A 21,132-nucleotide genomic window follows, 5' to 3' on the forward strand; every position below is an offset into this window, starting at 1 on the left:
CAGTTAAAGGAAGTCGATGATTATTGCCGTAGATGGTCCTGCAGGGGCAGGTAAGGGTACCATTTCTGAATATTTAGCCATGAAATTTGACCTGATGTATTTAGATACAGGGTTGCTCTTCCGCGCTCTGGCTAAAGCAGTTCTTAAAGAAGGAATTAATCCGACCCATCGAGAAGCTGTTGCTCGTATTGCCCGGACGATACAAGTGAGTGACATCGATGATCCAGATTTGCGGGGGGAAGACATTGCTGCCGTTGCCTCGCAAGTAGCCGTGATAGAGGAAGTCAGGCAAGTCCTGACAGACCTTCAAAGACAATTTTGCCGTTCTGTCAAAGCTCCCTATAAAGGAGCTATTTTAGACGGGCGTGATATTGGAACGGTAATTTGCCCTGATGCCACCTGTAAACTGTTTGTAACCGCCCGTCCTGAGATCCGCAATAAGCGCCGGCTTTTAGAGACACAAATGAGTTCAGACGCGACCAAAGAGGTAGAATCGGTCATTTCTCAAAAGATCGCTGAACGCGACAGCCGTGATTCAACAAGGAAAATTGCCCCTTTGACACCGGCTCCAGATGCCATTATAATTGATACATCAGACTTGACAATTGATGAAGCATGTACTAAAGCGGCATTATATGTTGCTGAATGTTGCATGAAAATTGAAGAGCGATAGGCGCTCATATTAACCTCTAACTGTTTTTTTAAGGATTTAACCATTAACATGACAAAAACATCATCCAAAGACAACACATCAAACATCCCCTCCTCTACCGAAGATTTTGCAACCCTCCTTGAAGATTCCTTATCAGGCAAGACGAGCTTTGAGGGAAGCGTTGTAAAGGGCCTTATTGTTGGAATTCACAATGACATTGCTATTATTGACGTCGGTTTAAAGTCCGAAGGTCGCGTGCCCATGAAGGAATTCACAGGCCATGGCCGGACCGTGGAGCTTCGCATTGGAGACACTGTTGATGTGTATGTTGAACGCATGGAAGACAAAAATGGGGAAGCCCTCTTAAGCGTTGAGAAAGCGCGTCGTGAAGCAGTTTGGGGTGAACTCGATAAATCCTACCAAGATGGTATTCTTGTAAATGGTGTTATCTTTGGAAAGGTTAAGGGAGGTTTCGCTGTTGATTTGGATGGCGCTGTTGCCTTCTTGCCTGGCAGCCAAGTTGATATCCGACCCATTCGCGATATCACGCCCTTGATGAATATCGTTCAACCGTTCAAACTTTTAAAAATGGATAAGGCGCGCAGCAACATCGTTGTTTCTCGCCGTTCTGTGCTTGAGGAAACAAGAGCTGAAGCCCGCACTGAGTTGGTTTCAAACTTATCCGAAGGTCAGATCCTAACAGGAGCTGTGAAGAATATTACGGACTATGGTGCCTTTATCGATCTCGGGGGCGTTGATGGCTTACTTCACGTAACAGACATATCCTGGCGTCGTATTAATCACCCAAGCGACATTTTAAAGGTTGGCGAGAACATTCAAGTTCAAGTCATTCGCTTTAACAAGGAAAATCAACGCATTTCGTTGGGTATGAAGCAGCTGGAAGAAGATCCATGGAAGGGTGTTGAAGAACGCTACGTCATCGGCGGCCGCCGCAAGGGTATTGTTACAAATGTAACTGACTATGGGGCATTCATTGAACTAGAACCCGCTGTTGAAGGACTTATTTACGTAACAGAAATGAGCTGGACAAAGAAGAATATTCATCCAGGCAAGATTCTTTCAACAAGCCAAGAAGTTGAAGTCCAAGTCTTGGATGTAGATATGAATAAACGCCGTATTAGCCTTGGTTTGAAACAATGCCAAGAAAATCCATGGCAGAAATTCAAAGATACACATCCAATCGGGGACATCTTAGAAGGTGAAGTTAAGAATATTACGGAATTTGGTTTATTCGTTGGTGTCGCCCATGATCTCGACGGCATGGTTCACTTAACCGATTTGTCTTGGTCTAAATCTGGCGAAGAAGCCTTATCTGAATACAAGAAAGGTCAAATGATCAAGGTAAAGGTTCTTGATATTGATGCGGAAAAAGAGCGTATCAGCCTTGGCGTGAAACAACTTGAGAAGGATTCCTTTGCCACAAGCTCGACAGGGCTCAAAAAAGGGGATATCGTAACGGGCACCATTTCAGCCGTTCTTGACAAGGGAATTGAAGTTGATCTCGAAGGTGGCCTTGTTGGCTCAATCCGAAAAGCTGACTTGTCCCGTGATCGCGACTGGCAACGTCCAGATCGATTTGCTGTCGGTGAGAAAGTTGATGCTAAAATAGCCTCCATTGATCGCGCAACACGCAAGGTTATTATGTCCATTAAAGCCAGAGAAATTGACGAAGAAAAGCAAGTCATGTCTGAGTTTGGCTCTTCTGATAGCGGTGCAAGTCTCGGAGACATCTTGGGCGCGGCAATGAGCAAAGCAAAAGCAAAAGCCAAAGAGGCTGACTCAGCTCCTAAGAAGGCTGAAGCAGCTCCTAAAAAGGCGGCAAAAGCACCATCAAACGATGAAGCCCCCAAAGAAAAAGCAGCAGCAAAGAAAGCTCCTGCAGAGAAAAAGCCTGCCGCAAAAAAGGCTGCTCCTAAAAAATAAGGGTATGCTTAACTCTTAATGTATTTTACCTCTCGCCAAGCCCAAGTATACCCCACAAGGGTGGTCAAGGGTCACGCGAGAGGTTAAAATGCAAATTTATATATGTATTTCAATCCCTCCTATCTATTTTCACTCTATTTGCTAAACTGATCGTGACTATACCTAATTGTAGGAGATGATTATGCTCGACCCGTACCTTAGAAAACTCATCGATCCCCATATGAAGACTGCTGGCAAATACCTTGCAGAACTTGGCATCGCTCCCAACACGATGACGCTCCTTGGCTTTGGCTTCGGTCTCTTGGCTATGGGAGCCATTGTGCAACATCAGTACACAATTGCAGCATGTTTGATTGCTCTCAATCGACTCCTTGATGGCTTGGACGGGGCCATTGCCCGAATCACCGCACCCAGTGATTTTGGAGGTGTATTGGACATCGTTTGTGACTTTATCATTTATTCCGGTATCGTCTTTGCTTTTGGTATAAGCGCCCCTGAGAGCCTGTTTTATGCAACCTATCTTATATTTAGTTTTATTGGTCCTATAACAACGTTTCTAACCTACGCTATCATTGCTGCAAAGAGACAGGTTCATTCAACCAAACGCGGCATAAAGTCATTTTATCACTTAGGTGGCCTTTGTGAAGGTACGGAGACCACCACTGTCCTGTTGTTGATATGCCTTATCCCTGAAACCTTTGAGTGGGCTTGCATCATCTATGGTGGATTGTGCTGGATTACAACCTTTGGACGTCTTTATCGATCCTGGGTTGATTTTGAAGAGATTCACTTACCGCTTGCTGAGCCTCTTATAAAGAATCGGCAGTAAAGACAAAACCCCGAGCCCGCCTAGAGCTAACAGTACCTTCGGCTGAATAACAATTTGTGGCGTCAATTGAGAGGTTGAAATGACTTCTTTCAACGCATTCCCAATGGATACATAAATGAACGATCCCGGTATAATCCCAAAGAAAGTTGCGATCACGAATTCTTTCAGCTTCATTTGAAAAAAAGCAGCAACGAGGTTAATGGCCACAAATGGAAAAATGGGGATCAGTCGCAACGTTAACAAATAGTAAAAGGCATCTTTTTGAAACCCCGCCTTCATTTTCTTTAACCACAGTCCAGCTCTCTTAAGAAGCAAATCTTGAGAAGCCATCTTTGCACTGACGAACAAAATAGTTGCCCCGATTGTTGCCGATATCACAACCAACGCTGTGCCCAAAATCTGTCCGAATAAATATCCCCCACAAAGTGTCATTAAGGTAGCCCCGGGAATGGAAAGCCCGACAACGGCAATATAAATTCCCATATAAAGAGCAAGAGCCCTTATGGGATAAAGAGAAATATAGGCATTGAGCTCAAGATGGTGGAGTCGAAGCTGCTCTAGGCTCAAATATTGATGAAGCCCAAATGCCCAGACAACAAGGGCACATCCTACGATAATGAGAAGAGGCAGATATCTCTTTATCTTCTTCATTTTTTTAATCTCATGATGCCCTTCACGATTTTTTGCATCAGGGGGCTAAAGAGTTTCTCAGCATAATAAATTCCCGAAACTCTTTTACTCACCTCGCTGAAGGTGGGATAAGGCGCAATGACATTTGCAAGAGCAGAGATTTTAAATCGATTTTGAATAGCCATAACCCAAGGGAGAATCAACTCTCCCGCCTGAGCGCCCAAGATGCTTGCCCCTAAAACATACCCTTTGGGGGATATCAACACTTTAATTTTCCCTACCGTCTTGCGTTCTGTTTGTGCTCGATCATTCTTCTCGAAGGGAAACCTCAAAACCTTATGAGCAACACCCGCCTGCAGAAGCTGAGCTTCTGTTGCGCCAACATGAGCAAGTTCAGGATCCGTATAGGTGACCCAAGGGATGGCATGTGCTTGAACCTTTGCCTTAAGGCCAAATATACTGTTACGAATGGCTAACCCTGCATGGTATCCCGCGACGTGTGTAAACTGATAACCCCCTGTACAATCGCCAATCGCATAGACTTTTGGGTTAGTTGTTTTCAGGTACTCATCAACAATAATTCCCTTTTGAGAGTACTCAATCCCAGCGGATTCAAGATTCAGGGAGTCAACATTGGCCTGACGCCCTGTCGCAATAAGGAGATGGGAACATTTAAGGGTCTGAATTGTTTGATCAGTGTCGACATAGGACACATTCGTTGCCTGGCCCTTTGACTGAATTTTCAGTATTTTGATGTGTTCTTTGAGGACAATATCCTCTGCTCGCAAAATCTCTATCAGGGTAGTAGTAAGCTCTGGATCATCCTTAGGCAAGGCAGTAAATGCCTCAAGAATGGTTACCTGACTGCCCAATCGGCGGAAAGCCTGTGCCATCTCAACGCCAATGGGCCCTCCCCCTATGACAACAAGATGGTCAGGTAATACTTGAAGATCGAAGATTGATTCATTAGTATAAAACGGTACTTGTTGAAGTCCCTCTATTGGCGGAATAAAAGGCCTGCTCCCCGTTGCAAGGATATATCTCTTGGCATGTATAATATGACTTGGCGATTCAAGGGTGGCTTTGTCACGAAAAACAGCCTCACCTTGGATAACTTTAACCCCAAGCTTTTCAAATCGCTCAACAGAATCATGGGGCGCTATTGCTGAAATAACCTTATGAACATGCCTATGGACTTGCTTAAAGTCAGCTTTAGGGGATTTTAACGACCACCCAAAATCTTCGCATCGTTTGAATTCATGGGCGAATTTAGAGGCAGCAATTAGCGCTTTTGAAGGTATACACCCATAATTAAGGCAATCTCCCCCCATAACACCCCGTTCCACCAGAATCACAGAGGCACCCATTTGAACAGCCGCAGCCGCAAAGGATAACCCTCCTGAGCCCGCGCCGATCACACAAAAATCAGCTTTTCGTTCCTTTTTTACTAATTTGCGTGCCATTTGCTCTTCATACCCATGAAACCTTTATCTCCAAATCTCGTTTAATCTTTTGTCCCGCCCACAATTCCAACGGTACACGTTGTAACGTACAGGATTCTTCTTTTTATAGTCTTGATGATACGCTTCAGCATCAAAAAATGCTGACGCAGGCTTGATTTCCGTAACGACAGCCTTTCCAATCCGTTTTTCAACAGCCCCTTTGCTCTCGAAAGCCTGTTTCTTTTGGTCTTCATCCTGATAATATATAGCAGAGGTATAAGGGGCTCCTTTATCACAAAATTGCCCATTAGGGTCAAATGGGTCCACATTATGCCAAAAGATATTGAGTAATTGGGCATAAGTGACTTTAGTAGGGTCATAAACCACTTTTACAGCCTCCTGGTGGCCCTCATGGGAGGCATAGGTGGGATTAGTTGATATTCCCCCCGTGTAGCCTGATTTTATCTCTAAAATTCCTTGCAAAGGCACATTTGTATCATGATCGGCAAATGCAGCAGCCCCACACCAAAAGCAACCCATGGCAAAAATGGCTTCCTGACGCGTAGTTGGTATCAAGGTCCCCTCCTGAGCTGAACATAAATGATTTTCACTGCATAATAACATGAAGATGAAGGCTAGGAGGGTATTCTTCATGACTTAGGTTTCACTTCCTCAGAATCCTCCTCAAGCTTATGAACAGGTGCTTTACCATCCGGAACAAATGTTAAAGCAACAGAGTTCATACAATATCGCTTTCCTGTATGTTCTTTGGGGCCATCATCAAATACATGGCCCAAATGTCCTCCACAGCGTGAACAAACAACCTCTGTTCGTGGCCAAGCCCAACCCGTAAGACCCCCTCGATCCTCTTTTTCTATAACACTCGTGGGGGTGATGGGCGCCCAAAAGCTTGGCCAGCCAGTGCCAGAATCAAACTTAGTCTCTGAACTATAAAGGGGATGGTCACCCCCACAGCATGCGCAAGTATACGTCCCCTTTTCAAAGAAATGGTCATATTTACCAGATCGTGGGGCCTCCGTACCCTTTTGACGACATATATTATACACTTCGGGTTTCAGATGCTTTTTCCAAAATTCATCCGGCTTATTCATATAATCTATCGTCATATCTACGTCTTTCCTGATCGTCATATTATTAACATCTGAGCACATCCCCATGGTGAACAACCCAGTTAAAATTACAAGATATATTATGAGTTTTGCGACCATCCTCAAACCTCGTTTCTCAATGACACAACAAGATTACATTATCACACTAAAGTTAAATTATGATAAAGAATATAATCCTTCGGACATTAGGTTTTTATTAAGTTTTTGTATGTATTCTTAAATATTGTAAGTGAAAGTCATGGCGAACAGAAAGTTAGCCATATAACCAATGTCAAAGTTAATAATAATTTGACAAAACTTTTGAAAGGAAAAGATAATGACAACGCAAATCGGAACATTTATTCCCCTACAATCACATAACTCTGGTTGGGGTTCAAATAGATTAAATCATGTTGGAAGCTTTGGCATTCCTGGTTGGAACCCAAATTCAATCCTTGGACAAAATCTTTCTCACAACCCACAAAATTCAGCATTTCTTATAGCTCCAGCAGCTGGATTTTCTTGTGGAACTGCTCTTGGTGAAATTTCACAAAACATTTTGCCAAATTGCTCAACAGTAGCTTTCGTTCCAAGCCAGGGTCAAATTTCTGGTCCTTCTTTTGCTCCAGTAAGTGCCCCTCTTCATGGAATGAATCCAGCAGCTCTTCTTGGCTTAACACCTGCTCTTCAAGGTCTAAACCAAGGTTTGGCTGGTCTATCACATTCATTTGCAACAGAATTGTCTGAAAACAATCAAGAGTACGTTGTTGCTGTAGATGTACCAGGAATTGAAATCCAAGATCTTGATATTTCATTGTCTGGGAACACAATTCATATTAATGGTGTTCGTAAAGAATGTCATGAAGCATCAACTTTAGCATACTCAGAAGTTGCTCGTGGATGCATTTCACGCGCGATTGCTGTACCTTTTGATATAAGCCCAAGCAAAGCAATCAATACATCATTGGAAAATGGTGTTTTGAAAATCCGCATTGCAAAGGAAGCTCAGTCCGAAAGAAAATCAACAGCTCGTAAAGTAAAAATTGGCTAATGATTAAAATCCCATCCTGAATATCTGTTCAGGATGGGACTTCGAATTCTAAATATCATTGGATATAGTTCCATCTTAGCTTGGTGAATTGACCTTTTAACTTATGTCGTTATACCTTGTATCAAGCTCGCAGCTGAAGGTGCTAAGTTTCCTGCTACGACAACAACACCCACATTCATATTCAACCGTGGTCCGTATAGTTTCAAGACTGTTACTGGCTTTACATTAATGTTAAATGTAACGGAAGTGCCACCAGATACGGTCGTCATATCTTCATGACTTAATTCATTTGCTAGTTCTAACATTTATTCCCTCCTTTATTTTATGTACGGAAAGTTCCCAGGGCTCTTCTCAGAGCACCTGGGATTTTCTGCACAAACCATATCATTTAAAAGGCTGATGTATTTCCCATTGTGATACTTTGAGCTACTAAAACGTCAATTGAATTGCCTCCACCTATTAATTTATTGCGCTCTACTTCTACTTTTGAATAGTTCTTGTTACTAATATCAATTTTAGCTGTATATTTCTTGTTGGTGCCGCCAAAGAATCCACCTGAAATTTCTTCAAGAATCATATCATTAAGTTCTAACATCGGTTCCTCCATATATTTTCTATTTATGACTTGTGAATAAAACCATTTTACTCACACTTACGATTGGTAAAATAGGACGATAATTGAAATAGTCAAGAACTTAAATTAAATTTTTTTATTATTTAATATTTATATATACGCAAAAGACGTCTATTGATGTTTTTACGTTATATTGGAAGGAGAATTTAAAGAGGTATATTGCCGTTTTGTCTAAGAAAACGGATTTATAAAGAGAAAGTCAGAGCCCAATGTAACAATACGGCTATATCCCTTATACAAGGCAAGCCCCCTACCTAACTTCATGAGCTAGGCAAAGTCTGCGTGACGGAAACCGTAATGACACCACAACCTGTATTGCCCTGCTTAACAACATTACTTATATTGCAGTTAACAATACTCACAGAAACACTCCGACTTCTACCACCACCTATGACAGTCTCAAGGACTTCATCATCAAGTTCAATCATATTTATATTAAGCATGAAAACCTCCTATATCTGATAAATGGATAACGTAATTTATTTACAGACTTACGTTTACATATTACAATATAGGATTCCCATTACAAAAGTAAATACTTTGTTAATATTTGGTTAATTATATATTAACTAACAACAACTCTTATTATTAGTCAATTTGTTTGACACGACCTGGCGTAGCCTTAAGGATTATCTTTTTACAATAATACTTTAAGTAAAAATTTTTAAAGTCTTTATCGTATGAAAGATTCAAAATTTTTATTGAGTATTTTTCTTATATCAGATAACAATATACGCACAGTCCTTAATGATTGTCTTTAATGACAATATTCGACATGTTACTGTTAGATATAACCACTTTATACTTTTTTAAGAAATTTGAGCTCCAACCGCCCGAAATCGCTTCTAGATCCATTTCATTTATTTCTACCATAACACACTCCATTAAATTTATATTTTTTATCACCATATGAGGATGCATGCCGATTTGAACCCCTAATCCTTGATCCAAATCGGCATCACGAGAGCTTGAAAAGCCTTTCAAATTACGGCTAAACAACACCTACGCATCAGGATGAATTACAATGAGCAATCAGAAATTACATTTCGATACTCTGGAACACCCCAATGTCAATAGATCCGTAAATTGTATTATTTGATATATTAATAATACTAATATTGTTATTTGTAATATAAGTAGGCCCATAAAAGTTATTTACACGAGTTGGTGTAGAGGCTACTGTTGTAGATCCACCTCCTCCACCGTAACCTGGTGAGTTATTATATGTATGGAACCCACCTCCAACAACACTTTCCATCTGCTTTTCACTTAATTCTGTATATAAATTTGTTTTCATGATAATCCTCCTGCAATTATTAAGTTTTGTTCATAAAGTTTGCTTATTCACATTTGTTTTTTGTGCTTTTTTATATTTTGCTTATTTGGGAGACAGACTTCCCAGACATAAGTAATCATGCCTGGGAAGCTATTTGTGCTTTTTTATTATTTAAAATACTGATGTATTTCCCATGTCGATGCTCTGAGCAACAAGAACGTCTATTGAGTTATTTAGACCAAAGAGTTTGTTTTTTTCAATTTCTACAGTTGACTTGTTTGAATTTTTAATTTCAATTTTTCCCTTTTTGGTTGTACGTGAACCCCAACCACCAGATACTGCTTCAAGCATTGTTTCATTTAATTCCAACATCGTTTCCTCCATTTATTGCTATTTAATCCCAACGAACAAAAACCATTTTCATTCGCGCTTACAATTGGTAAGATAGGACGCTAAAACAAATAGTCAACAAGTTGTCTCAAATTTTTTTTAAATATTGACATAATTCTATTCAAACCCTTTGTTTGCCTGCAACATAATTTAGTTAAATTTTTATTAGATATAAATGACGAAGGGAATTCTATACTTAAACTGCTATATCTCTATCCTTTTGGATACTCTGAAGGAAATAGTCTAACATCCTGTCCTTGCTCTAATTGGTAAGTTGCTGGATTTTGAGCATGCTCTACGATTTTTCCCTTCTCCAAAACGATCAGTCGATCCGCACTTCTAATTGTAGATGACCGGTGGGCAACCGTGATCCTTGTGATCGGAAGCTTCTTTAAGGTAGTTAGGATGATATCCTGGCTAAAGTTATCAAGGGCACTGGTTGCCTCATCTAGCAGGATCAGCGATATTGGTTTTGCTAAACACCGAGCCAGCACCAAGCGTTGACGTTGGCCCATAGAGAAAGTGCGCCCATCCCCCATAATAATGGTGTGCAAGCCCATCGGCATATTGACAACATCATCATGAATGGCAACAAGCTTTAAAAGGGACTCCATTTCCTGCTCTGTTATATTGGGATTGGAAGCACGCAAGTTATCATAGATACTTCCCGGCAAGAGTTGCGTATGCTGCAAGACCGTCGCAATTTGGCTTCGAGTTGTCGGCATATCAAGGTTTTGAATGGGAATATCGTCTATTAAGATTGTTCCCTTGTTACACTTTTCAAGGCCAAGCATCAGCTTGATGAGGGTCGACTTTCCAGCCCCTGAAGGGCCCACAATCGCCACCCACTCCCCAGGATTAATCGTAAAGCTCACATTATCAAGGGTGAGTGGCCCTGAAGCATCATAATGGAAGCTCACGTTTTGAAAGGTAATTTTGCCTGTCAGGAGCGTCTGGATCTTCTTTGGTCCATCTTGTTCTCCTCTTTCAAGTAGAATTGGCCTAACCCGTTCTAAATGCGGAATTAAATGGAGGAGACGATCTATAACCCCAAGCATCCCCATAAGAGAACCAAAGTATTGACCAACTGCCATCTGAAGGGCAATAAACTTACCAATACTTAACGCAGGCTTAAGGGGAGCCAAAGGCGTGTTCCCAATCATCAGAAAGTATATAGACACCATAATAAAGAGAGGGAATATAAATTCTAATATATGATAAATTACCAAGATATATTGTGCCCCTAAAAAGTGGTTTGTTTTGCTAAACTCCATATTTAACCACTTCTGAAAGACACGCTTTTGGGCATTCGATGTTTTAATTTTGACAACACTTCGTATAGCTTCAAAGAGGAAGCTCAGCAACTTGGCATTCGTCTGAGTAATAGATCTATGGTGGTTAATCATCCGACGGATCAGGTATACGCTCACAGCTCCAAAAGCGAGAGTCGCAAGAAATACAATAAGTCCCAGCATTGGCATGTAATATGTTATGAAACCCAATATAACGACTGAAAAAACACCTTGAGAGAGGGCATTCATTGAAGATGTGGTTAGTTCTTTTTGAACCTGATCAACCGCCACCAGTCGATCATGCAGATCCCCTAATCTGAAAATCTTAAAGAAGTTTAAAGGAAATGATAGCACACGGTTCCACAAAGCTGATTCAAGAAAGGCACTGCTCTTCACTTGAAACCGGATCATTGTAAAATTTTGCACAACTTTAAAGGCCATACCCCCGATAGCTGCCGCAAGAAGGCCCATAAAGACTTGATCAATCAAGCTATATTGACGTAATTTAACGACATCATCGAATATAACACCAGATAGGTACGGCTGTAATAGCATCAATAGCCCAATAGCCAGTTGTAAAAGGATAAATCGCTTCCACTCAGCCCGGGTTTCCTTAACAGCCATTTTTGCCATGCTGATGATTGTTTTGGACTCTTGAGGCCATTTTTTGTAGAGGGCAAAGCCCATTACGTCCAAATGTTTCATCCGTTCGGCATCAAGTGGGTCATGCTTTCCAGACTCTGGTTCATAAATGTAGGGGAGTTCATCTTTATAATAAATTAGCCCTGGCATGGATGTTCCAGCCGTGAAAACAAGAAGAGGGTTAGATTCCGCCGATAAATTAAGGTTATGAACGTTCACTTCTCTCGTCATGAAGCCACAGGTATCCGCTATTCTATTAATGGCCTCCTCAATGGTTCTGGCAAACGGGTCCAAAGACGGCTTTGCGTGAATATTATTCATATAAGCAAGTGCTTCAAAACAAGCCAAGAGGGCTTCCTCATAACTAAAGGCACCTAAGTTTGGAAACATGGCTTCCTTTAATTTGGGCGCCGCCTTAAACAACGGGTCACTAAATGGAAAGCCTTGTTGATCTTTCATAACACAACCTCTTAATATCAATAATTATTTCGCCTGTCTCATTCTGTCTCTAGTTCCATAAGGTCCTTAAATATGCCTCGCTTCTTAGCAAGCTGCTTGGGTGTCCCACTTTGGCTTAAAGTTCCATTGTCAATCACATAGACCATATCCGAATTTTGAATTGTTGAAAGTCTATGGGCAATGATCACGGTCGTAATATCCAGCTTACTCAACGATTCAAAGATATGTGATTCATTTGGTATATCCAGGGAACTTGTCGCTTCATCGAGAATTAACACATCCGTCTTTCGAAGAATTGTTCGGGCAATCTCTAAGCGTTGACGTTGTCCACCACTCAATGTCGCCCCATTTTCTCCAACGGGGCAGTATAACAGCCCCCGTGGCAACAACTCATCATATAAACCGACAAGTCTAAGAGACTCGACGAGCACGTCATCCTCAACATTCTTATTCCAAGACGTCAGATTGTCACGAATCGTGCCATCAAATAGGTAGATATCTTGGTCAACAAGAGAGATTCTCTTGTTTCTGTGTTCAACATTTACTTCTTGGATGGGGTTGCCATCCCAAAGTATTTCTCCGGATGTAATAGGGTATAAGCCACAAATAATCTTTGAAATTGTTGATTTACCAGACCCACTAACCCCAACAAAGGCAACAGTCTTTCCACGGGGAATCACCAAGCTTAACTTATTGAAAATAGGCGCATCCAAAGGCGCATAGCCAAAAGTGACATCTTTCAGAACAATTTCCTTCTTTAAAGCCGGCAAGTCGATTTGAGGCGTAGAAACCTTACGCGTGGCCGTGGTCATTTCTTCCCATGTCTCGTGGCCTAAAATATCATTGAAGCGATTGATCGAAGCCTTGATCTTCTCAATTTTACTCGAGAAATCCAAGAGAGTCATAACAGGACCGTCCAAATAGTTCGCTAAGATGATAAAGGCCATAAGCGTACCAATGGTGATCTCCTCCCCCATAATCAGATAGGTACCGCGGAAAAGCAAACCCACGGTCATCAGCGTCGCAAATCCCATCATCCATATACTTGTCCGTTGATCTACGAAGGCTACTTTTTGATGGTTATTTAAAAGCGCATCATGGTTTGCTGCCCAATTTTTAAAGAACACACGTTCTAAATTATTGGCCTTTAAGGTATCAATCATCTCAAGGCCATTCATTGCAACGCCTGAAACTTTACCAAATTGTTGCTGATACTCGATGTTTGTTTCTCGAATGCTATTGCGGCTGAAGTAAAAGACCAGGATCCTCAAAGCAATGAAAATGAGCATAATCAAGAACATGGCTGGTGATAGTAAACTTAAAACAATCGTAAAAACCATTATGCCAAATATATTTGATAAGGCTCCCATAATCTCGAGAGACAAAAGGTTTGACAATTCTTCCGCTGAGGAAAGACGGGACAAAATGTCACCGCTGAACCTTTGGTCAAAGAACCGAAGCGGCAGGTAAAAAAGCTTATGAACAACGAGACTCTCAAGACTTAATTTAAAGTGGATGCTAAGGCGCACCAGCAACCGTTGGTGCAACGCCATAATAAACGATTGCAATGCAACACATCCAACCAAAATTATAGTCATGGGAATAAGCCAATAGGCCAGATTTTTCACAAGAATATAGTCGATGAATACTTTGCTCGAAAAAGCAAGAACGAGACTCGGTAGGACCTGCAAAATGCTCAAAAGGCAAGCTGCAACAATCCCACTAAACCCATTCTCAAGGGAGGCAACAAGAAACTTTGCCAAAGCATTGGGTTGTGACTTTGTGGTGAACCCCTTGGCCGGCGAGAGGACAAGAATAATACCTGTAAAATTGCGATTAAACTCATCGTACGTAACGCGCCTGCGCCCCGTCGCTGGGTCGTTAATATAGAAATAATTTCCCTCACGCCCTTCAAAAACGACGAAATGGTCAAAATTCCAGTGGATAACCGCTGGAAGCGTGCAATTTTCTAAGTCGTCAATATTATGGACGCTATACCCTTTTGCCGTCATGTTGTATTGGCGGGCTGCGCGTACGATATGGCTCGCCTTACTTCCGTCGCGAGAGACGCCACAAGCGATACGGGCCTCCTCCGCTGTTAATTCATGACGATAATAAGCCAAAATAATGGAAAAACAAATAGATCCACACTCAGTTGCTTCCATCTGTAGAAACGTCGGGGTGCGATGTATCTTATGTGACCTTAAGGCTCTGATGTAAAGGACAAGATCTGACCAATTTTGTTGCAGTTTCTCCTTCGTCTTTACTAACCCATTGTATATCTTAGGTGTTCTTTTATGGAGGAAGGTAGTGATGACCGTTAGATACGGTTTCATGCGCTTGTGAAGCTTCTTATTCCATTTCCCTATGAGAGAATTAAAGGGTCGCAAGCCTCTGGCCACTTTCCTTTTTTGCTTTATAAGAAAAGCACCACAAGGTTTTAGTTTTTTGCCAACTTTCTTCATCACTTTAAATTGGAATGAAAAGTAAGGCCTCAGAAATTTAACAGCCTTCTTTTTCTCTTTCCCAAAGAACGATGGTAAATTAATAAGCCCTAGAATAAACTTCTTCTTCACCCTTTTAGAAAGAGACTTCCAGGAACTCTTAAATGACTTTGCTGACGATAGCTTCCATTGTTTCATGACGTCATCTCAATAGTTTTTTTGATCTCTGGAATGATAATTTCAAATGGGGAACGGCGCTCCACAATCACACGGCCGTAAATCCATGTTCCAGGGGTTAGTTTAAATTGCTCAATCGTTGCTTTAGAGGCCTTTGTTGGATCCTTTGTAATTTTAACACGGGCACTGATCGGAGGACTTGCTTCTGTGAATTTTTTAACCAACTCCTCATTTTGCAATGTCGACATCAAGCTTCGAACAGTTTCTGGATAAGGCGATACATCCATCACTTCTCCTTGAACATAACCAACATTCTCTTTTTCAAGGTGAGTTGGAATCATATAGACTTTCATGCCAACCTTAACCTCTTTTCCTTCAAGCGGATTTAGGTAAATCAACGCTTCAAGCTGATCTTCATCACCTTGACTGACGGTCAACAATGGCTCATTGGCTGGTACATTATCTCTAACCTTATGGTAGATCCCGGTAACCCTCCCTGTTATAGGGCTTCTAATTGTCTTTGTTGTCTCTTGGCGTGTCTTCAAATCATTAAGACCCCGTTCTTCATCTCCAAGCTTCAAAGCGATCTCCCGCTCTTTTTGATCCCAGTTCTCTTGATCAACCATAAGTTCTTTTTGAAGCTGCACGAGTTTTTCCTTATTTCTCGTGGCATCTTCCCTTAAGGCATTGAGCTTGCTTTCAGCATCCAGCACGTTTTGATGGCTTGCATAGCCCTTTTCCAACATGGCCCTTTGCTTTTGTAAATTGTGTTCCAAATGATTTCTGAATTCAACTTTTGAAGTGTCGCTGTCTTCAATGATTTTCTTTTGCTTCTCATAATTAATCTTTTTTTCTTTGATGCTGATCTCGGCCTCCTTTGTGAGATCTTCTTGCTTCTTTCTTAAATCAGCAATATAAGCAGACCGAACTTCAATGTTTTTAGAAATCTCTGGATTATCAAGCAAAACAAGCACTTGATCCTTTTCAACGTATTGGCCTGACTTCACGTTCAGCTCTTTAATTGTATTAAAACCCTCAGGTGAGTTAATGCTTTTAAAAACACCTTCCTTAGGTATCAAAATCCCTTGACCCTGAATCGTAATCGGAATGCTTCCCCAAAATAGCCACCCTAGACCCATCACCATGGCAACAACAAAGACAATGATCAAAATCCAAGTGCCCGACCCAATCACTTTGATGAGCTTATTCACATCATTTGGAGTCGATATATATGCCAAGGCCTCATCGCGAAAAATGGGTTGCGATTCAACTAGTTGTTTTGAATGAGAATTTTCGTGTGAAGAATCTGTCATTTTACCATTTCTCTACTGCTTGGGTTTCTAATATCCTTTCTAAATTGTAAGAGAAGTTTGCTAATTATTCGTTAACTGTGGAATGAGAGAGAGATTGAATTCATAATTAAATACACTGCTTTTTCGGTTACCATTGGACATGCAGGATTAGTTTTTCTTACCAAACACCAGATTGTTGCGGAAGAATTTAACTTATTATTTACACCTATTGATTTTTTATCTTTTAAATATATATTTTATATTAGAAACAGGCATTGTTGGCTCTGATTTGGGTATTTCATTCAAGGGATAGAGTGAGAATATAATTGCTCACCTTCGATAGCTAATAGGAGAAGAAAAATGGCTAATATTCTGAAAATCTTTTCAAACAGTCTCGTTCAAGGCACAGATGATGACGATTTCATCACGGTCCTTGCCGGAAACGCAACCATTGAGGGTAAGCTTGGGAATGACAAGATCATTACCCTTATTGGTAACAACACCATTTATGGAGATCTGAGCGCGGTTACAGTTTCAGCTGTGGGGGGAATTAATACCCCTGTTACGGGTGGAAATATAACGGCGACTTATGGAAATGACTGTGTCTATGCGGGACTTGGCAATGACATCGTTGTGGGCGATGTGGGAAATATTCTTCTGCGAGCAAAAGCTGGAAGTACCATATCTGCACTTATCGCCAGCAACGCAAATGCCTTGTTGGAAAATGTTTCCCTCACCATGGGCATAGATACTTTATACGGCGGATTGGGCGATGATAGCCTTTATGGCGATGTACGGACAATGAACCTTGAGTCACTTGCGGGCACGGCTAACAACCCCACTGCAGGTAACCAATCCGCTAACTCGCGCATTCAAGGTGTTACATTCCTAGGAGCTACTGACTATCTTTATGGAGGTAGTGGGAACGACGTTCTTCATGGCGACATTGGTAGCCTGAATTTACTGGCCCAAAGTAACGACGCATTAGGCGCTGACGACCAATCAATTGCTTTTATTAGAGCGCAGTCAGTTCCCCTAACAAACGTATTCACCATGGGCAACGATAGTCTTTATGGGGACAACGGAAACGATACCCTTTTTGGAGATATTGGCATTATCAGTTTAAAATCCCTTGGCGGTACAGTGAATGGTGGCATCTCTGCGCAATCACAAATTTTAGGTAATACGTTCAACATGGGCAGCGATGAGCTTCATGGGGGAAATGAAGATGATAATATTTATGGAGACGTTGGTAAAGTTGCATTGTTTCTCCAAGGTGGAAATACATCCTCATCATTTTCAAGTAGTATAGCATTTATCAGATTTGTAAATTCTTCACTGCCCGTTCTTCTCGATATGGGTGATGATCATCTTTATGGGGACAATGGCAATGACAAGCTGATTGGTGATATAGGAACTGTGACGATTAATAACACAGCCCGTTTAAATAGTGCAGCTGTTGTCGTAACAAATTTTCTTATGGGAAATGATACCCTTGAGAGCGGTAATGGAGATGATTTTCTTTGGGGGGATGTGACATCAATTGAACTTATTGGGGATGGAGGAATAACCGATGGAAATGGAAGTCCTTTTTCAGGTGCGATAACCGGATCCAGTTTCAGTATGGGGATTGATACCCTTAAAGGGGGCAGCGGAAATGATATCCTTTATGGAGATGTAGGTTCATTTACATACAGCCTAAAATCAGGAACAATCACCAGCTCAAATACTGATCCTGATGCAGAAGCAGAGACAGGATCCGGAGCTGGACCAATCAATGCTCTCATTTTAAATATGGGAGATGATACCTTACTCTCAGGAGAGAGTGGGAATGATGTGATTTATGGTGACGTGGGTGCAATGAGTCTCAATTTACAAGCAGGGAATAACTTCTCCATCGCATCAACCCTCAACTTTGCAGTAGCCTCTTTCATTTCAGATGGAATCTTCACTATGGGTAATGACACCCTTGATGGAGGGAATGGCAATGATCAGCTTTATGGAGATCTTGGATCCCTTTCAATATCTCTCATCAATGGTACAGGTCCAGGTTCGGGAACTGCTATTAACAACACTATACTCCAATTTGGAAATGATACGCTTATTGGGGGATCAGGTAACGATATTCTTGTTGGAGACATTGCAAATCCCTTACAATTATTGCCATTTTTGAATGCGCCTCTAACTCCTACACCTCCGACACCTACAATTCCCAACCAACTCAATTTCGGAAATGATACGTTCGTGTTCACCCTTGGTGGAAACAATGGGAACGATATCATTAAGGACATGAATGTGGGAGCAACGAGTACCGCCACAACAACCGTTACCAATGTCATGGATACCCTCAAATTCACAGATGTCAAAAACGTTGGTGCTCCGGTCCTAGATTACCATGATGTTGACGCGGCCGTCTCATTCTCCAATAGTGGCGGGCACCTCAAAATGTCCTTTGCTGGAGGCTCCGTGCTCTTTGAGAACATAAACTATGCAAATCAGCACAGTGTCCTCGACATCACGCCAAATGTCATCGTCGTTTGAGGCAACATCTATTTCAACTTGAAAGAGGCCCAAGGAGGGCCTCTTTTTTTAGAGGTGAAAGGACCATTGCGTCAAATTATTAACTTATTATTTACACCTATTGATTTTTCATCTTTTAAATATATATTTTATATTAGATACATGCTTTACTAAGTTTTAATTTTAGTATTAATCCAGGAGAATAATTGAGAACTTAATTGGTCACTTTCGATAACTAATAGGAGAAGAAAAATGGCTAATATTCTGAAAATCTTTTCAAACAGTCTCGTTCAAGGCACAGATGATGACGATTTCATCACGGTCCTTGCCGGAAACGCAACCATTGAGGGTAAGCTTGGGAATGACAAGATCATTACCCTTATCGGTAACAACACCATTTATGGGGATCTGAGCGCGGTTACAGTTTCAGCTGTGGGGGGAATTAATACCCCTGTTACGGGTGGAAATATCACGGCAACTTATGGAAATGACTGTGTCTATGCGGGACTTGGCAATGACATCGTTGTGGGCGATGTGGGAGATATTCTTTTGCGAGCAAAAGCTGGAAGTACCACAGTTGCACTTTTCTCCGGTAACGCAGATGCCTTGTTGGAAAATGTTTTCCTCACCATGGGTATGGATACATTATACGGTGGATTGGGCAATGATAGTCTTTATGGCGACGTACGGACAATGACCCTAGAGAGCATGGCAGGCACAGCGAATGCTGGCTCCAATGCTGGAAACCAATCAGCTAATGCCCGTATCCAGCTGGTTACTTTCACTGGAGGCGTTGACCATATTTATGGGGGCGATGGAAATGACAATCTTTACGGTGACATCGGCACCATGACTCTCATAGTCCGATCTGGTAATTCATTAGGAACTTCTGATGCCGCCAACGCATTTATTCGCCCAATAAGTTTTGATGATTTAAATACATTCACCATGGGCAATGACTTTCTCTACGGAGACAATGGAAATGATATCCTTTCTGGGGATATTGGCAATTTAACCCTAAAAGCTGGAGACTTGAATGGAATCTTAGTAAACCGGGGGGGTAATAATGTTGTTTTATCAGATGCCACTCAAATTCAAGCTGGAGATATCTTTATACCCGACGGGAGTGGAACCGGTATTGGGAATGCCCAAGCCAGAGGACAGATTATCGGCAATACGTTTAATATGGGCGCTGATGAGCTCCATGGCGGGAATGGAAATGATACCCTATATGGTGACATCTCTAACCAGTTAATATTTGCTCAAGGAGGTCAGACCCTTTCCACAGGCGCAAGTACGACTGCTTTCATTCAACTGATAGACATTAATCCTGATCTACAGCCCGATCTTTTCAATATGGGCATAGACCAGCTTTATGGAGATAATGGTAATGATAATCTCATTGGCGATATAGGAACACTAACAATTAAAGGGGTTGGGGGCTACGCTAACTCAGGAACAGCTACTAGCGGCATATCAAATGCTCAAATAACAGCCAATTTTAATATGGGAGGAAACTATCTTGATGGCGGACAGGGTAATGATTCCTTGTGGGGGAATGTAACCAATCTGCAAATTATTGGTGTCTCAGGAGCAATCAGTGGAACTGGGTTAGAAGTTGGCGCAGACGTTGGCTCCAAGATCTCCATGGTCACGACTGATACCCTACTAGGGGGAGATGGAAATGACGTTCTCTACGGAGATATAGGTGATTTTACCTACAACATGGCTGTAGCAACAAATTCAACTACTGCTAACCCAACATTTTTGTTCGCTGGGTCACAATCTGAATTTGCTGTTAGCCTTACCTTAGGAGCAGATAATCTATCAGGGGGGAATGGGGTTGATGTTCTTTATGGTGATATGGGAACATTGAGTCTCTCACTATCGTGTGGAACGAACTCTGGGTCTTCAACACACCAATTTTCTGCAGAATCTGATCTCCGCGATGCAACTTTCATCATGGGGGCAGACACCCTAGATGGAGGAGCGTCTAATGATACTCTTTATGGAGATATAGGATCTTTCTCTGCTATCCTCACGCCTGGAAGTGGGGTCGGCACAACCCCCCTTATTAACAACACTTTAATACAGTTTGGGAATGATACCTTAATTGGAGGATCTGGGAATGACACTCTTATCGGGGATATTGCCAACCCATCACAGCTTTCAAGCTTTATGAATGCCACCCTACTTTCCGCTGACTCCGATGGTAACGCACCAATTCCAAATCAAATTATCTTCGGCAATGACACGTTCGTGTTCACCCTTTGTGGAAACAATGGGAACGATATCATTAAGGACATGAATGTGGGAGCAACGAGTACCGCCACAACAACCGTTACCAAT

Annotated in this window: 18 protein-coding genes; 6 read left to right on the plus strand and 12 right to left on the minus strand. The window is 41.7% G+C overall.

All coding sequences use genetic code 11. From position 1 onward, the window contains the following. Positions 1-16: 16 nt before the first annotated feature. The 3 genes from cmk to K2Y18_07815 all read left to right on the plus strand — a co-directional run bounded on the left by cmk (position 17) and on the right by K2Y18_07815 (position 3,425). The gene (cmk, locus tag K2Y18_07805) at positions 17-673 is read left to right on the plus strand and encodes a (d)CMP kinase (GenBank protein ID MBX9805639.1); all 657 of its coding nucleotides are present in this window, start codon (positions 17-19) and stop codon (positions 671-673) included. A gap of 48 nt (positions 674-721) precedes the next feature. Beyond that, entirely contained in the window at positions 722-2,596 is a 1,875-nt protein-coding gene (gene rpsA / locus K2Y18_07810; protein ID MBX9805640.1) for a 30S ribosomal protein S1, read from the plus strand. A 181-nt stretch (positions 2,597-2,777) separates the two neighbouring features. Beyond that, positions 2,778-3,425, plus strand: a complete 648-nt coding sequence (locus K2Y18_07815) for a CDP-alcohol phosphatidyltransferase family protein (GenBank protein MBX9805641.1) — start codon at positions 2,778-2,780, stop codon at positions 3,423-3,425. Here K2Y18_07815 and K2Y18_07820 read toward each other — a convergent pair. From K2Y18_07820 to msrB, 4 genes are read right to left on the minus strand one after another with little or no spacing between them, the layout of a single operon-like run. Further along, on the minus strand, positions 3,387-4,076 hold the full coding sequence (locus K2Y18_07820) for a TVP38/TMEM64 family protein (GenBank protein ID MBX9805642.1): 690 nt from the start codon (positions 4,074-4,076) through the stop codon (positions 3,387-3,389). The two genes, K2Y18_07815 and K2Y18_07820, sit on opposite strands and share 39 nt — an antisense overlap. Next, the gene (locus K2Y18_07825) at positions 4,073-5,518 is read right to left on the minus strand and encodes an FAD-dependent oxidoreductase (GenBank protein MBX9805643.1); all 1,446 of its coding nucleotides are present in this window, start codon (positions 5,516-5,518) and stop codon (positions 4,073-4,075) included. The genes K2Y18_07820 and K2Y18_07825 overlap by 4 nt, the downstream gene beginning before the upstream one ends. A gap of 24 nt (positions 5,519-5,542) precedes the next feature. Then, positions 5,543-6,151: a peptide-methionine (S)-S-oxide reductase MsrA gene (msrA, locus tag K2Y18_07830; protein MBX9805644.1), complete on the minus strand. Its 609-nt coding sequence runs from the start codon at positions 6,149-6,151 to the stop codon at positions 5,543-5,545. Further along, on the minus strand, positions 6,148-6,726 hold the full coding sequence (gene msrB / locus K2Y18_07835) for a peptide-methionine (R)-S-oxide reductase MsrB (protein ID MBX9805645.1): 579 nt from the start codon (positions 6,724-6,726) through the stop codon (positions 6,148-6,150). The genes msrA and msrB overlap by 4 nt, the downstream gene beginning before the upstream one ends. A 217-nt stretch (positions 6,727-6,943) precedes the next feature. Here msrB and K2Y18_07840 point away from each other — a divergent pair, with 217 nt between their 5' ends. Continuing rightward, positions 6,944-7,657 carry an Hsp20/alpha crystallin family protein gene (locus K2Y18_07840; GenBank protein ID MBX9805646.1) on the plus strand — a complete coding sequence of 238 codons (714 nt, stop codon included), beginning with the start codon at positions 6,944-6,946 and terminating at the stop codon, positions 7,655-7,657. Between the two features lie 101 nt (positions 7,658-7,758). Here K2Y18_07840 and K2Y18_07845 read toward each other — a convergent pair whose 3' ends face one another. The 8 genes from K2Y18_07845 to K2Y18_07880 form a co-directional block, all read right to left on the minus strand. Next, a complete protein-coding gene (locus K2Y18_07845) occupies positions 7,759-7,962 on the minus strand; it encodes a hypothetical protein (protein ID MBX9805647.1) in 204 nt (67 codons plus the stop codon). An 83-nt stretch (positions 7,963-8,045) separates the two neighbouring features. After that, a complete protein-coding gene (locus K2Y18_07850; protein MBX9805648.1) occupies positions 8,046-8,252 on the minus strand; it encodes a hypothetical protein in 207 nt (68 codons plus the stop codon). A 299-nt stretch (positions 8,253-8,551) separates the two neighbouring features. Beyond that, positions 8,552-8,734, minus strand: a complete 183-nt coding sequence (locus tag K2Y18_07855; protein MBX9805649.1) for a hypothetical protein — start codon at positions 8,732-8,734, stop codon at positions 8,552-8,554. 596 nt (positions 8,735-9,330) lie between these two features. Then, complete coding sequence (locus K2Y18_07860) at positions 9,331-9,588, minus strand: hypothetical protein (protein ID MBX9805650.1); 258 nt, start codon at positions 9,586-9,588, stop codon at positions 9,331-9,333. Between the two features lie 150 nt (positions 9,589-9,738). Continuing rightward, positions 9,739-9,939 (minus strand): hypothetical protein, encoded by a 201-nt coding sequence (locus K2Y18_07865; protein ID MBX9805651.1) that lies wholly within the window; start codon positions 9,937-9,939, stop codon positions 9,739-9,741. Positions 9,940-10,169: 230 nt separating this feature from the next. After that, entirely contained in the window at positions 10,170-12,350 is a 2,181-nt protein-coding gene (locus K2Y18_07870) for an ATP-binding cassette domain-containing protein (GenBank protein ID MBX9805652.1), read from the minus strand. Between the two features lie 38 nt (positions 12,351-12,388). Further along, a complete protein-coding gene (locus K2Y18_07875; GenBank protein ID MBX9805653.1) occupies positions 12,389-14,992 on the minus strand; it encodes an ATP-binding cassette domain-containing protein in 2,604 nt (867 codons plus the stop codon). Next, on the minus strand, positions 14,989-16,284 hold the full coding sequence (locus K2Y18_07880; GenBank protein MBX9805654.1) for an NHLP bacteriocin system secretion protein: 1,296 nt from the start codon (positions 16,282-16,284) through the stop codon (positions 14,989-14,991). The genes K2Y18_07875 and K2Y18_07880 overlap by 4 nt, the downstream gene beginning before the upstream one ends. Before the next feature lie 339 nt (positions 16,285-16,623). Here K2Y18_07880 and K2Y18_07885 point away from each other — a divergent pair, with 339 nt between their 5' ends. Together K2Y18_07885 and K2Y18_07890 are read left to right on the plus strand one after the other, a co-directional pair. Next, positions 16,624-18,804, plus strand: a complete 2,181-nt coding sequence (locus K2Y18_07885; protein MBX9805655.1) for a calcium-binding protein — start codon at positions 16,624-16,626, stop codon at positions 18,802-18,804. A 231-nt stretch (positions 18,805-19,035) separates the two neighbouring features. After that, positions 19,036-21,132: calcium-binding protein (locus K2Y18_07890; GenBank protein MBX9805656.1), on the plus strand; the 2,097-nt coding region annotated here is incomplete at its 3' end.

The organism is Alphaproteobacteria bacterium, assembly GCA_019746225.1.
Lineage (GTDB): Bacteria > Pseudomonadota > Alphaproteobacteria > Paracaedibacterales > VGCI01 > VGCI01.